The sequence below is a fragment of the Frankia sp. AiPa1 genome (assembly GCF_023243075.1).
GTDB lineage: Bacteria > Actinomycetota > Actinomycetes > Frankiales > Frankiaceae > Frankia.
On the sequence record NZ_JALKFZ020000143.1, the window covers coordinates 1 to 13,591 of the forward strand.

The following is a 13,591-nucleotide window of genomic DNA, read 5'->3' on the forward strand; positions in this document are numbered from 1 at the left end:
GTGGCGCGCGGGGGGGGGGGCGTGTTGTAGTAGTTCGACAACGCCCCCACGGTTCTCCACACCCCCCGGGTCAACCCGGGGGCGCCCCCCCGCCCGGGGGCGCCCCTCGCCCAGGATCCCGGGCGGCGGGCCGCGATGGCACTCGCGGCCCGGGAGTCGGTCGCCGGCTGCGGGTGGAGCGCGATCGGCGACGAGCTGCTCGGCCACTACCGCGACGTCCTGCGCTGAGCGGGCCGGCGGGCGAGCGCCCAGCGACCGACGGACGGCGCCGCACAGGCGTCGACAGAGCAGGCACGTGGGCCGCGCCAGGCGGACGGGACCCGTCCGGGCTGGGCCGGGCGTGATGAGGGAAAGGGGTGGTCGGCGTGCGGATCGTGCAGGCAGCGAACTTCGTCTCGCCCGCATCCGGCGGCATCCGGACGACGCTGCGTGAGCTCGCCGCGGGATACACCGCGGCCGGGCATGAGGTCGTGCAGATCCTGCCTGGGAACGAGGACGGCGTCGAGGAGCATCCGCACGCGCGGGTGATTCGGGTCCGGGCACCACGGCTGGGTTCCACCGGCTACCGGGTGATCAGCCAGCCATGGCGGGTGGCGGCGCTGCTCGACGCACAGGCCCCCGACCGCCTCGAGGTGCACGACCGGACGACACTGGCCGGGCTCGGCCGGTGGGCGCGCCGCAACGGGGTGCCCTCGCTGGTCGTCAGTCACGAGCGGCTCGACCGGCTCCTGGGCACCTGGACGCCACGCTCGCTGCGCGGCCTCCTGCCGACGGCGAGCGCGGCGGACCGGGCGAACGCGGCGCTCGCCGGGGGTTTCGACGCCGTGGTGACGACAACGGTGTGGGCGGCGGCCGAGTTCGTCCGCATCGGCGCGCCGAACCTGCGCCACATCCCGCTCGGCGTCGAGCTGGACGCTTTTCATCCCGACCGGCGCGACCAGACGCTACGGCGGGCGTTCGCCCGCGACCAGGAGGCACTGCTGGTGGTCGCGAGCCGGCTGTCCCCGGAGAAGCGGGTCGACCTCGCCCTCGACACGGTCGCCGAACTGGTACGCCGCAGGGTCCCGGTACGCCTGGTCATCGCCGGGGAGGGCTCGGCCCGCACCCGGCTGGAACGCCGCGCCGCCGGCCTGCCGGTGACCTTCCTCGGCTTCGTCGCCGACCGCGCCCGGCTGGCCGGCCTGCTGGCCAGCGCCGACGTCGCTCTTGCGCCCGGCCCCGTGGAGACGTTCGGGCTGGCCGCGCTCGAGGCTCTCGCCAGCGGCACGCCGATCGTGGCCCACCATGCCAGCGCCGTCGCGGAACTGGTGGCGCCCGGTGTGGGACTGGTCGCCGCCGGCAGCGGCTTCACCTTCGCCGACGCCGTCACCGCCCTGCTCGCCACCACCGACCCGCGCGCCGCTCCTGCCTGCCACCATCGCGCTGTGGAGCCACGCCCATCCGCCAGCCCGCATCCAGGCGTGGACCCGCGCCCGCCCGCCAGCCGGCGGGCCGCCAGCGGCGTGCGCCTGGATGCGGGAACCGGCGCGGTCGTGCCCGTCGACACGGGCCGGGTGTCCTTCGGCGCGGCCCGTCGGGACGCGGCGCGTGCACGGGCGGAACGGTTCACCTGGGCCGCGACGGTCGCCGGATTCCTGGCCTGCCACGGCGAGACCGGCCTCGGAGCCGCCACCGTCGACGCCGGAGCTCCCGGCGCACCACCGCCTGCCCCGACCACGTCAACCACATCAACCACGCCGACCGCGCCACCTGTCCCGCCGGCGCCGCCAGCCCCGCCAGCCCCGCCAGCGCCACCGCTGGCAGCCTGAGAGCGACCGATGACCCCCAGGACGACAGCGGCGCGGTTTGTCGCGCTGGGCGACAGCATCACCGTCGGGCTCGGGGACGGGGTGACGATGGGCCGGGAGCATCGGGGTGCCGCCCCGGCTCCCACCCGCGGCTTCGCCGCCCGGTTCGCCGATCTGCTCGGCGCGTCCGGCGCCGTGGACTACACGAACCTCGCCACCACCGGAGCCACCGCGCGGGACGTGCGGCTGCGCCAGCTTCCCGCCGCGCTCGCCCTCAGCCCGCAGCTGGCCACCGTCGTCGCCGGCATGAACGACATCCTCAAGCCCGCCTTCGACCCGTTGCGGCTGCGCCAGGACCTGATCTGGACAGTCAGCCGGCTGCGCGTCGAGGGTGTGACGGTCCTGACGGCGACGATGCCCGACCCGGGGCGGCTGCTGCGCCTGCCGGCACCGCTGGCCCGGCTGCTCGCCGACCGGGTCGGGCAGCTCAACGCGGCGGTGTACGCCGCCGCCCGGCATGACACCGGCGTGCTCGTCGTCGATCTTGGCCATCACCCGGCAGTGCGCCGACGGTCCAGTTTCGACGTCGACCGGGTCCACCCCGGCCCGTATGGGCACCAGCTCATCGCCCAGGCGTTCGCCCAGCGGCTCGCCCAGTCCGGGGTACTCCTCGGCGGGACGCGGGCGACCGGAGCGACCGGAGGGCCGAGCCGGTTCGCGGCCTTGGCCCCCCTGGAGGCCGGGACCACCGGGGCTGCCGACATCACCGCACCGGGTGCGGTCCGGCACGCCTATTGGCTTGTGCGGGTTGGGATGCCGTGGTTGGTGGGCCGCTGCCTTCCCGCCGAGCACCGGCCGCCAGCGCACACGCCGGCACCGCACGAACCGCCACTCCACGCCCCAGCCGAGGAGGAGCCTGCCCCGGTCGCGCAGGCGCTGAAACTTCTACGGAGACAGACGCCAAGAAGGCGGCAAACACCGCTTTGGTCGGTCATGCGGCGCGAAATTCTGGCGCGGAGTGACCCTCGGCGCGCCTGAAGGCCCATCGATTGCCTACCGTAGTGCCTGTGCTTCCCGCCCTGTCAGCCTCGCCCCGGTCCGGCGTTCTCACCGGATGGGGCAACGCGTGGCTCGCCGGGCTGGTCGGGCTGGACGACGTGATCACCCAGGTGCACTGCGCGCTCGGCGGCCAGGCGGCCCCGCACACCGTCGGCGACGAGCCGCTCGTCCTGGGCCTCGGCGCGCTGCGTGCGGCCGGCGCCGAGCGGCTGCGGCTCGTCCTGCCCGCGCCGGGTGACGTCGCCGGCCTGCCCGGCCCGCCCGAGGTGAACCGGGATGCGATCACCGCCGGCGAGGCGGTCCTCGTCATCGGATCGAACCCGCCGCTGGCGCTCGTCCCCTCCGTGGTGGTGCACGGCCCCGCCCTGGAGGGCCGGCTGGAGTCGGTGCACTGGCGGGTGCTGCCCGCCGCCCGGACACCACCACCGGGCGCCGGGCTACGTGCCGCGGAGCACGAGCTGAGCGACGCGATCCGCACGACGACGGCGGCGCTGGTGCACCTGGACATCGCCAGCGCGCGGCCCGAGGTTCTCGCGCTGCTGCGCGACCGCGTCGAGGTCGAGCCCGGACCGGGCCTGGGCCCTGGCCACCCCCCCGGCGCCCATGCGCTGCTCGCCCGCGCCGAACGGCTCTCCTCGCTGCTCGACCTGGCCGCCCGCGACGACGGAGCCGCCGTCACCGCCAGTGAGATCTCTGGGCGCTCGGCCGCGCTGCGCTCCCTGTCCGCCGCCGTGCGCCGCGCCTACGAGGCCGCCTACGAGGCCTTCGACCCCTCCTACGCCGCGGTGCGCCCGCCGCGCTGAGCGCCGTCGTGGGGACCGCGGGCGACATGGACCGCAGGCGACATGGACCGCGGGCGACGCGGAGTGCGTCAGTTCAGGCGGGGGCAGAAGTGGCCGCCGGGATCGTCGGGGCGGCCGCACAGGACGCAGGGTGGGCGGCCGGCGGCGACGATCGTGCGGGCCCGTTCGATGAAGGCGCGGGCCTGGCGGATCGACAGGCCGACCCGCAGCGAGTCGAGCTCATCCTCGCTCGCGGGCGGCCGTGCTTCGCCTGGGGACAGGCCCGCGGCCTCGACGAACACGCGGTGGCCGTCCCAGGAGACGGTGAGCTGGCCGAGGTGGAAGTCCTCCTGGAAGGGCGCGTCGAGCGGAGCGAGGTCGATCTCGATGTCGGCGGCCGCGGGCAGGGCGATGCCCTGGGTCTGCCCGACCTGGCCCAGCAGCGTGTTCAGCCCCTCGGCGAGCGCCGTGACCTCCGTCTTCTCGAGGCCCACCGTGACGACCTGACCTCGACCGGCGGCCTGGAGAAAGAAATTGCGGTCACCGGGCTGTCCCACGGTTCCGACGACGAACCGATCCGGGGATTCGAACACGTAGCGCTGCATATCTCCGATCGCTCCGTTACCGTCGTCCCTGTCGTCGCCCGGTGCGCACTGGCCGGGTGGAGCTGGCCGGACGACCCGGACTCATAGCATCGTCAGCCACAAGTATCGCCCGTTGCGGGACCTGACCAACCAGTTCACCCCCGCCCATTGCCGAGGAGGAGCGGGTCAGCGGCTGGCAGCAGCCCGCCGGGCACACATCCGGCCACGGGCCGGCTGCGCTCAGTGCGCGCTGCGGCAGGCGCACGTCGCTTCGTTCCGCCAGCAGCTCGCCCACCATGGCGACGAACCGCCGGTCGGTGCCCACCGTACTCGCCCTTGTGACCGCGAGCCCCCGCTCGCGGGCCCGTCCGGTCGCAACGACATCCAGATCGTGGACGACCTCCATGTGGTCGCTGACAAATCCGAGCGGCACCATCACGGCGCCGGCCGCGCCCTGCCCGGCGAGCTCCTCGAGCCGGTCGCCGACGTCCGGCTCGAGCCAGGGCACCGACGGCGGGCCACTGCGGCTGCAGTAGACGACCTCGACCGGATGACCCACCCCGGTACGCCGCTCGACCCCCGCGGCGACGAGCTCGGCCACCGCACGCAGCTGACGCGGGTAGGCATGGCCATGCGGGCCACTGGCACGCGCCTGGGACAGCGGCAACGAGTGGGCGGTGAACAGCAGATGCGCGTCGGCGGCGGCCTTCGCCGGAAGTGCCGCGATCGCGGCGACGCTGTGGTCGACCATCGGCTCGATGAACCCCGGATGGTCGAAGAAGAGCCGCAAGGGGACGAGCTCCGGTGCCCGCACGCCCGCCGGCAGGCTCGCAAGCGCCCCGGCGAGATCCTCTCGGTACTGCCGACACCCTGAGTACGACGGGAACGCCGAGGTCACGAAGCAGGCGGCGCGGCGCACCCCGGCAGCGGCCATCTCGGCGACCGTGTCGGCGAGATACGGCGTCCAGTTGCGGTTTCCCCAGTAGACCGGCAGCCCCGGCAGCTGCTCGCGCAACGCCGCGGCCAAGGCCCGGTTCTGGTCGTTGAGCGGGCTGCGGCCGCCGAGCATCCGGTACTGGTCGGCGACGACGGCCAGACGTGCCTCGGGCACGTCCCGACCCGCGGTCACGTTCCGCAGGAACGGCCAGACGTCCGCCGGCCGCTCGGGACCGCCGAAGGAGACCACCAGCAGAGCATCGAACTGCCCGGCCAGCACCCGTCCACCTGGCCGCCCGGCACCACCATGCCGCCCGGCGCCGGTCGGGCAACCGCCGCTTGAGGACGGCCCGTCCGCGCCGGTCACCCGCGGAGTCATCGCGGCGCGCGATCGGCGATGTCGGCCAGGTAGGTCGGGAAGTACCGGCCGATCGTGGACAGGTCAAACGAGGGCAGGATGGATCCTGCGGGCTCCCGGACCAGCAGGTACTCGAACGAGGCCCGGACGAGCGCCAGCAGCGCCGGCTCGTCGTCCGCGGCGGTGCCGGTCGCCGCGAGCACGGCGTCGTCGGCGTGTACCTGGTAGGTGAACGACAGCCCCGCCACCCCGGGCGACGTCTCCTCCGCGACCGTCACGTCGAAATCACGGCCACCGCGCGGTTCCACCCGAATCACGCTCATCGGACCCACTTCCTCGTGGCTGCGCCGGGCCTGCGGCATCCACGATATCGGTCCTCGCGACAACGCACCCGTCCACGCGATGTCGACGGCCCGCATGCGGGCGGCAGGGCACTCGTCCGGGCATGTCGACGGCCCGGACGGGTGTCGTACGGCCCGTCAGTGGCCCATGCTCAGGCCGCCGTCCACCGGGATCACCGCGCCGTTGATGTAGGCGGCGCCGGGCGAGGCGAGGAAGGCGACGAGCGCCGCGACATCCTGCGGTTCGCCCATCCGCCCACCGGGAACCGCCGCGGTCAGCGCCTCGCGCTGGGCGTCGGAAAGCGCGTCGGTCATGTCGGTGCGGATCGGCCCGGGCGTGATGACGTTGGCGGTGATGTTGCGGGGGGCGAGCTCCCGGGCGAGCGAACGCGCGAAACCGATGAGTCCGGCCTTGGAGGCCGCGTAGTTGGACTGCCCCGGCCCGCCGACCGAGGCGACGACAGACGAGATGAAGATCAGCCGACCACGACGCAGGCGCATCATCGGCCGCGCGGCGCGCTTGGAGACCCGGTACGCGCCGATCAGATTCGTGTCGACCACGTCACGGAAGGCATCCTCGCTCATCGTCGCGAGCAACGTGTCGCGGACGATGCCGGCGTTCGAGACCACGATCTCCACCGGGCCAAGCTCCGCCTCAACCTTGCCGAACGCCTTGTCGACACTGTCGGCGTCCGCGACGTCCATCGTGACACCAAGCATGCCCTCTGGCGCCGAACCACCCCGGCTGGCCACGGCGACCCGCTCACCGGCGGCGGCGAGCGCGGCGGCGCAGGCTGCGCCGATCCCACGGTTACCGCCCGTTACCAGAGCGACGCGACCCTCGTTTTCGACCATGACCGGAGATGGTAACCGCCCAACCGGCCGTGCTCGGACCATCCACGCCCACCCATGAACCCCCGAAGACGACCGCGCCTCCGAAGGCGACCGGGCGGACGCTTTCCGCGAGGATCCATCACTTGGAGCACCAAGGCCGCAGCGGTGTGCCATCCCGGGGCGCGGCGAGGTCCGGCCGGCGATGAGGCGCCACTCCACGGATGCTGAAATGGTGTGGACCACCCCACAGCGGATGCTGCCGTCGGTTCCCGACAGGCCCAGATGGTTCACGACGGCGGAGCGGAACGCCAAGGACGCCCGGAACGCCAAGGACGCCAGGGATGTCCAGGTCGCCGCGGTGGTGGTGGGACGGGCGGGACGGGACCCCGCCGACGCGGCCGGCGGAGCAACCTCCGGACCGCCTCGCACGTCCGGATATGGGAAGGGCGGCGCCGTGGGACGAAGGACGAACATGCGCAGACCGGAGGTCCGAGCGTTCGAGTCGTCGCAGGCCCACCCGCAGCGCCCAGAGCTGATCATCGCCCCGGACCCCGACCCCACCACCGGTCCTGCTCCCACCGGGGCGCCGCATCGGCGCACAGAACGCCACCACCCGGACCAGGACGACAACACAGCGGAGAACGGCATGGTGACACCGGCGGCCACTCCCCGGGATGCCTTCCTCACCCACGCTGCCTCCGAGTCCCCCGGAGCCGGCCCGGCGAGCTCGAACGGGACGCCCCACCATCACGCCGCGCCGGACCGCGCCGCGCCGGACCAGGCCGCGCTGTCCCAACCCGCGCCGGACCGGGACACGCTGCCCCAAGCCGCGCCGGACCGGGACACGCATGACCAGGCCACGCCGGACCAGGCCACGCCGCGCCGGGCCGCGCCGGACCGGGCCGGGCCCGCGGTGCTGGCGCCCATTCCGGGTCCGCCGGACGGGATTCTCGACCTGGCCGCGCTGGCCGCCCTGGACGGGCGACTGCGTCATCGCGCCGCCACCCTCATCGAAGCCGGTGTCCGCGCCGGCCGGCGCTCGGCGGCGGATGCCCATCGTGACCGGGCCGCGGCGGCGGCCGCCTCCAGCGTCGCCACCGTGCTGTGGTTCGACGCGCTGCGTGCCGAGGATCGGGTCAGCGTCACCCCGCACACGGCGCCGCTGCTGTTCGCCGTGCACGAAGCGCTCGAACAGGCACAGGAGCCACCGGGCAGGGCAGGGCAGTTGACCGGTGCGACGGGAGAGGGACGAACGCCGTCACATTCGCACCAGTCTGGGCATGCGGCCGTACCCGCGGACCCAGTCGAATACGGACCCGCGATCCTCGTCGAGCCCGGAGCCGCAGGAACCGCCGCAGGTGTCGCAGGTCTCGCAGGTCTCGCGGAAGCCGCGGATGTCGCGGGAGCCGCGGGGGCGCCGGCATCCCGGCGTCCGGCACCGTCACCGACGCGGGATGCCGACCCGGCACGGACGGACGTCCATCGTCAGGGGCGACCGCCGCGTCGGCTCGCCACCGGCAATGTCGGGCCCAGTGGAACGGTCTGGGCTGCGCTTGCCCATCGCTTCGCCGGCAGTCGCTTCGACCTGACTCCGCGGGGTCGGCAGATCTGCCTGATCGACTTCGCCGAGCTGCGGGATCCGGCCGTCTGGGAGACGATCGCTGACGAGCGGATCGCTCATCTCGGCGAGTTGTTCTGGGTGGTCCTGGTCTCCGGCTCCGGTCTGGCGGATGGGTGGCCCGGCGGCGCCGGCGCGACCAGCGGATGGACGGGCACCGGCGGTGTTGAAGATCCCCGTGATGCTGGGAGTCTCGGCGGCGCCGCTGGGCCGGGGGGGATCGGCGGACCACGGCGAGCCGCGCGGATGTTCGAGGCGGCCGGCTGGCAGGTACTCACCGTGCGTCACGGTCGGCGGCTCAGCGCGCTGTCGCGGGCACCTGGCGGAGCGGCGCTGATGGCTCGGCTCGACCAGTTCACCCCGGCGCGGTATCGGGAGCTGCTGCGCGCCCGAGGCACCGAGCTGCGCCGTCAGCTGGCCGGCCCCGGTGCGGCCGGAGCCGGCATCAGCCGCCTGCTCGACACCCTGACGGACGAGGAGATCCTCGCCTGCCTGCGTGACCTTGGTGGCCACGACATCCCCCTGCTCATCGACGCCTTCGACGAGGTGGCCGCCGACCGTCCCACCGTCCTGTTCGCCTACACCGGTGACGAGCTCACCCCGGACGACGACGCGTCCACCACGCGCTCCGACCGCGACCTCGTGCCCGAGGTCGACGTGCCCGAGATCGACGTAGCGGTGGAGCCGGCCGGTCGGACCGCAGGTCCCACACCGGCGCCGGTCCCGTGGACACCCGGGGCGCTGCGCCTCGCCAGGCATGTCGGCAGCTATCTGGACCGGGCGCCGACCGAGCCCCGCGAGGCCGCACCGGTGCCCGCGCATCCCCTGCGCCCCCCGCCTGAGTGGACCTCCACCCAGGACGCCTTCGGGCAGCTCCTGCGCGATCTTCCCGACCTCGCGCCGCGAGTCGCCGCGGCCGTTGTCACGATCAGCACCCGGTCGGCCGATCCGGTGCTGGCCGGCTGGCTGACCGCCGCCGCACCACAGCCACCCGCCGATCCGACCATCCGTAGCCTCCCTGCGGCCGCCGCCTCCTCGCCTTCATCGGCAGGCGCGCGGGACGGCGGCGCGCGGAGCTCCGGCGAACAGGACAGCGGCGAACGGTGGACCGCCGGGCGTCATGTGGCCGGGGGGCTCTCCGCCTCGGCGTTCGGCGGGGTGCTCGCGTCGCTCGGGGTGGCCTGGAGCCGTCAGGGCCTGCCGCTGCTGCCGGTCGGAGTCGCCGACGAGGTGGCCGCGGGGCAGGTGCTGCCGAGCTGGCTCGCCGCCGCCAGCGGGGACGCCCGAAGCATGCTCGCCGTCGCCGACACCGGCATCGACCCGGCGTCGCGCGCGGTGGCGTATGGCGGCGGCGAGGGCGTACCCGCCGCCGTGGCCGCGGTCTGGACGCCAGCGTTCGCCCAGGATCTCGTCTGGTGCCTGCTTGCTGGACTCGGCGCCCTGGCGCGACCTGGCGGTGGCTCAAGTCTGATCCGCCTCTCGGCCCGGCTGGTCGACCAGCGCCTCGCCGCGCTCCCCGCGGACCCGGCCGCCCAACATCATCGCCGTCTGCTGGCCCTCGCCGGCGGGTACCGACTGCACGAGGGCGGACCGGGCGCGGTGCTCACTCTGGTCGGCATCGGCCCGGTCATGCCGGAGGTTCTCGCGGCCGCGGTACGGCTGCGCGCGGGCCTGCGCCAGGATGTCAGCGTGGTCTGCCTCACATCACCCAACGCACTGTTCGCCGCCCTGCAGGCCCGGCGCGGCCTCGCGGACGGCTCCGACGCACTCCTGGCCGAGATCTTCCCGGCCGACCGCCGCACGCCGATGGTCACCGTCGTCGACGGTGACCCGCGGGCGCTCGCCTTCCTCGCCGGTGTCCATGGCGACCCGATCTCCGCCCTCGGCTCCGCCGCGCCGGCGCCGGGCACCGACCCGCCCGGCCCCGGCGACGCCCCCGTCCCCCTCGAGACGATCATCGGTGCCGCCCTGGACCTCCTCGACGAGACCACCAGGTCCTGAGCCACGGTTGCGGCCGGCGGCCCCGTCGCTGACGCACCACCCCCATCACATGGCCGGGGCGGCGGGAGGCCGAGGCTGCCGGGGAACCGGGGAGCCGGGGAGCCGGGGAACCGAGCAGTGGTCAGACGCCGACCGCGTGGACGCCGCCGTCGACGTGGATGGTCTCGCCGGTCGTTGCTGGGAACCAGTCCGAGAGCAGGGCGACGCAGGCCTGGGCGGCCGGAGTCGTGTCCTCGACCCGCCAACCCAGGGGTGCGCGGCTGTCCCAGACGTCCTCGAACTTGCTGAACCCGGGGATGCTCTTGGCCGCCATGGTGCGCAGCGGGCCCGCGGCGACGAGGTTCACCCGGACGCCCCGCGGCCCAAGATCGCGCGCCAGGTAGCGGGCGGCGGAGGCCAGTCCGGCCTTGGCGACGCCCATCCAGTCGTACGACGGCCAGGCGACCGAGGCGTCGAAGTCGAGGCCGACGACCGAGGCCCGCTCGCCGAACAGCGGCAGCGTCGCCCGGGTCAGGGAGGCCAGCGACCAGGTCGACACCTGCAGCGCGGTGCCGACCTCGGACCAGGGCGCCTCGACGAACGGCTTGCCGCCGAGCACCGACTCGGGGGCGAAGCCGATCGCGTGCAGCACGCCGTCCAGGCCGTCGACATGCTCGAGCACCCGCTCGGCGAGGCCGGCGAGCTGTTCCTCGTCGGTGACGTCCAGCTCCACCACCGGGGCCTCGGCGGGCAGGCGGCGGGCGATACGTCGGGTCAGGGAGAGGCCACGTCCGAAGCCGGAGAGAACCACCCGGGCGCCCTGTTCCTGGGCGATGCGGGCGACGCTGAAGGCGATCGACGCCTCGGTGAGGACGCCGGTGACGAGGATGCGTTTACCTTCGAGAAGTCCGCTCATGGGCCGCATCCTGCCAAACATCGCCCGCCTTGCGGGCAGCCCCCACCTCGGGAGGTTCGTCGCCGGGGCCTACGGATACGGAACCGCAAGGGGTCGGCGTGAGCCCGGCCGTAACCCGTCGATTACGGGGAGGGATGGCGGGTGAGCCGCACTGCCCCGCGGGGGCGGCCGGGTCGACGCGGGATCGTCAGGCCCGGGAGGGCAGGCGTTTTCGGATGGCACGGGTGACCGGTTCGACGAACCGGGCGGCCAGCGGGCCGAAGACGGCCATGAGCAGCACATAGCAGGCGGCCAGCGGGCCGAGTTTCGGCTCAAGACCGGCGGCGACCGCGAGGCCGGCGATCACGATCGAGAACTCGCCGCGGGCGACGAGGGCGGCGCCGGCACGGAAACGGCCCATGGTGCCGATGCCGGCGCGCCGCGCCGCCCACCAGCCCGTGATCATCTTTGTCGCGATCCCGGCGATGGCCAGCAACGAGCCGGCGAGCAGCGCCGAGGGGATCCGCGCGGGCTCGGTCTGCATCCCGAAGAAGACGAAGAAGACCGCGGCGAACAGGTCGCGCAGCGGGCTGAGCACCTCCGCCGCCCCCTCGGCGACCGGGCCGGACAGGGCGATGCCGACGAGGAATGCCCCGACCGCGGTGGAGACCTGCATCTTCTGTGCGAGTCCGGCGACCAGCAGCGCGAGGCCCAGCACCCGCAGCAGCAGGATCTCGTCGTTGCGGTCGGCCTTCGGGTCGAACACCAGGCGGGTCACCTTGTCGCTGTGCCGCAACGCCAGGTAGAGCACAGCGGCGAGCAGACCGAGGGCGATGGCGACGGTCAGTGAGCCGCGGGCGAACGTCTGGTGGGCCAGCAGCGCGGCGAGCACCGGGAGGTAGACGGCCATCGCCAGGTCCTCGAGCACCAGCACCGACAGGACGACCGGGGTCTCCCGGTTACCGAGTCGGCCCAGGTCACCGAGGACCTTCGCGATGATGCCCGACGACGAGATCGCGGTGACCCCGCCCAGCACGACGGCGGCGGTCGGCCCCCAGCCGAGGACAAGACCGGCGATGACACCGGGTGCGGCGTTGAGAACCAGATCCAGCACTCCGGCGGGAGCGGCCTGGCGCAGCCCGGACGTCAGTTCGCTGGCGGTGTACTCCAGGCCGAGAGTGAGCAACAGGAGCACGACGCCGATCTCGGCGCCGATCTCGATGAACTCCTGGCTCGCGCCGAGCGAGATCAGTCCGCCGTGGCCGACGGCCAGCCCGCCGAGCAGGTAGAGCGGGATCGGCGAGATGCCGAGCCGCAGGGCCAGATGCCCGAGGATGCCCAGGGAGAACAGCACGCTCCCGAGTTCGAGGAAGGTCGTCGTGGTCGAATGCACGCGCGGCGGCCTTCCGTCGTCAACCGGTTCGGAGCAACGTCGCGACGGAGGCGGTGTTCTCCGGCGTCCCGACGACCACGACGATGTCCCCTGCCTCGAACCGGAAGTCAGGCCGGGGCGAGGCGTGCACCACGTGGTCCCGCACGACCGCGACGATCGACGCGCCGGTGCGGGTGCGGGCCTGGGTGTCGCCGAGGGGTCGGCCGGCGTACGGGGAGCCGGCGGTGATCGTGATCTGTTCGCCGACCAGCCCGGCGAACACCTTGCTGATGTTCGCGAGTTTCTCCACGAAGTGCGGAGCACCGAGCAGTTCGGACAGGACGTCACTCTCCTCTGCTGTCAGGGTGACACACTCACCTACGGCGTCGCTGTCCTCCGCGTCGTAAAGGACGATTTCACGCCGGCCGTGGTGATGGGACACCACTCCGACGCGCCGTCCGCCACGGGTCTGGAAGTCGTGACGCAGCCCGATGCCGGGCAGCGGCGTCTCCTCGATGTCCACTGCGCTCTCTCCGCACATCCTCGCCCACGTCCGCCGTGGGAAGCCCTACCCGCCGCCCGCGCCAATCGCGGGCCGCGCTCACCGACATCCGCGCTCACCACCCAGCGCGGACCGGTGCCGACACGGACAGGTGCCCGTCGAACAGCGGCCCGACGTGAGCGCGGGCGTCGCCCGGCTGTCGCCGTTGTGACCCTAGCCAACGAGTGACGGACGAGGTTCGTTCGCGAATCGGACTTTCAGCGCCGCCCACGCCCAACGCGTCGCCCGTGGCCGCCACGAGGATCCGGCCAACTCCCAGGACCCGCTCTGCCCGGAACTCGGCCCGCCCGGAACTCGGCCCGGCCCGGAACTCGGCCCGGCCCTGTCCGCAGCCCTGCCCGCCGCGGGTGCCGGCCAAGCCCGGCGGCGGCGAAGCGGGCCAGGTCACGATGCCGAGACCGAGGACGGTGCCACGATTGCGCACAGCGCGACGTTGGTACTCAGTAGGCAGGGCCCCGCGGTACTCCATCGGCAGGGCCCGAC

At 73.7% G+C, this 13,591-nt stretch carries 11 protein-coding genes; 4 read left to right on the plus strand and 7 right to left on the minus strand.

Annotation, left to right across the window (positions count from 1 at the left end; genetic code table 11):
- Window positions 1-365: 365 nt before the first annotated feature.
- Genes MXD95_RS16405 through MXD95_RS16415 form a run of 3 tightly spaced genes read left to right on the plus strand, consistent with a single transcriptional unit; the run spans window position 366 to window position 3,649 of the window.
- Window positions 366-1,808: a glycosyltransferase gene (locus MXD95_RS16405; protein WP_308301510.1), complete on the plus strand. Its 1,443-nt coding sequence runs from the start codon at window positions 366-368 to the stop codon at window positions 1,806-1,808.
- A 9-nt stretch (window positions 1,809-1,817) separates the two neighbouring features.
- Window positions 1,818-2,825, plus strand: a complete 1,008-nt coding sequence (locus tag MXD95_RS16410) for an SGNH/GDSL hydrolase family protein (RefSeq protein WP_250641511.1) — start codon at window positions 1,818-1,820, stop codon at window positions 2,823-2,825.
- A 29-nt stretch (window positions 2,826-2,854) separates the two neighbouring features.
- Window positions 2,855-3,649, plus strand: coding sequence for an Rv1486c family protein (locus tag MXD95_RS16415; RefSeq protein WP_250641528.1), 795 nt, complete (start codon window positions 2,855-2,857; stop codon window positions 3,647-3,649).
- A gap of 68 nt (window positions 3,650-3,717) precedes the next feature.
- Here MXD95_RS16415 and MXD95_RS16420 read toward each other — a convergent pair whose 3' ends face one another.
- The 4 genes from MXD95_RS16420 to fabG form a co-directional block, all read right to left on the minus strand.
- Window positions 3,718-4,233 (minus strand): Rv2134c family protein, encoded by a 516-nt coding sequence (locus MXD95_RS16420; RefSeq protein WP_250641512.1) that lies wholly within the window; start codon window positions 4,231-4,233, stop codon window positions 3,718-3,720.
- 16 nt (window positions 4,234-4,249) lie between these two features.
- Window positions 4,250-5,428 (minus strand): ferrochelatase, encoded by a 1,179-nt coding sequence (locus tag MXD95_RS16425; protein ID WP_250641529.1) that lies wholly within the window; start codon window positions 5,426-5,428, stop codon window positions 4,250-4,252.
- 95 nt (window positions 5,429-5,523) lie between these two features.
- Complete coding sequence (locus MXD95_RS16430) at window positions 5,524-5,829, minus strand: hypothetical protein (protein WP_250641513.1); 306 nt, start codon at window positions 5,827-5,829, stop codon at window positions 5,524-5,526.
- A gap of 156 nt (window positions 5,830-5,985) precedes the next feature.
- Window positions 5,986-6,702 carry a 3-oxoacyl-ACP reductase FabG gene (gene fabG / locus MXD95_RS16435; RefSeq protein WP_250641514.1) on the minus strand — a complete coding sequence of 239 codons (717 nt, stop codon included), beginning with the start codon at window positions 6,700-6,702 and terminating at the stop codon, window positions 5,986-5,988.
- Window positions 6,703-7,153: 451 nt separating this feature from the next.
- On the opposite strand from fabG, the gene MXD95_RS16440 reads away from it, so the two are divergent.
- Window positions 7,154-10,300: a thiamine pyrophosphate-dependent enzyme gene (locus MXD95_RS16440; protein ID WP_250641515.1), complete on the plus strand. Its 3,147-nt coding sequence runs from the start codon at window positions 7,154-7,156 to the stop codon at window positions 10,298-10,300.
- A gap of 121 nt (window positions 10,301-10,421) precedes the next feature.
- Here MXD95_RS16440 and fabI read toward each other — a convergent pair whose 3' ends face one another.
- From fabI to MXD95_RS16455, 3 genes are all read right to left on the minus strand, one after another.
- Window positions 10,422-11,195, minus strand: coding sequence for an enoyl-ACP reductase FabI (gene fabI / locus MXD95_RS16445; RefSeq protein WP_250641516.1), 774 nt, complete (start codon window positions 11,193-11,195; stop codon window positions 10,422-10,424).
- A gap of 187 nt (window positions 11,196-11,382) precedes the next feature.
- A complete protein-coding gene (locus MXD95_RS16450; RefSeq protein WP_250641517.1) occupies window positions 11,383-12,567 on the minus strand; it encodes a cation:proton antiporter in 1,185 nt (394 codons plus the stop codon).
- A gap of 19 nt (window positions 12,568-12,586) precedes the next feature.
- A complete protein-coding gene (locus MXD95_RS16455; protein ID WP_250641530.1) occupies window positions 12,587-13,069 on the minus strand; it encodes a cation:proton antiporter regulatory subunit in 483 nt (160 codons plus the stop codon).
- Window positions 13,070-13,591 lie beyond the last annotated feature (522 nt).

Bases quoted from the DNA above. Each gene is read 5' to 3' on its own strand.
- MXD95_RS16430 (WP_250641513.1), bottom strand. From the start codon at position 5,829: ATGAGCGTGATTCGGGTGGAACCGCGCGGTGGCCGTGATTTCGACGTG.
- MXD95_RS16440 (WP_250641515.1), top strand. From the start codon at position 7,154: ATGCGCAGACCGGAGGTCCGAGCGTTCGAGTCGTCGCAGGCCCACCCG.
- fabG (WP_250641514.1), bottom strand. From the start codon at position 6,702: ATGGTCGAAAACGAGGGTCGCGTCGCTCTGGTAACGGGCGGTAACCGT.
- MXD95_RS16410 (WP_250641511.1), top strand. From the start codon at position 1,818: ATGACCCCCAGGACGACAGCGGCGCGGTTTGTCGCGCTGGGCGACAGC.
- MXD95_RS16420 (WP_250641512.1), bottom strand. From the start codon at position 4,233: ATGCAGCGCTACGTGTTCGAATCCCCGGATCGGTTCGTCGTCGGAACC.
- fabI (WP_250641516.1), bottom strand. From the start codon at position 11,195: ATGAGCGGACTTCTCGAAGGTAAACGCATCCTCGTCACCGGCGTCCTC.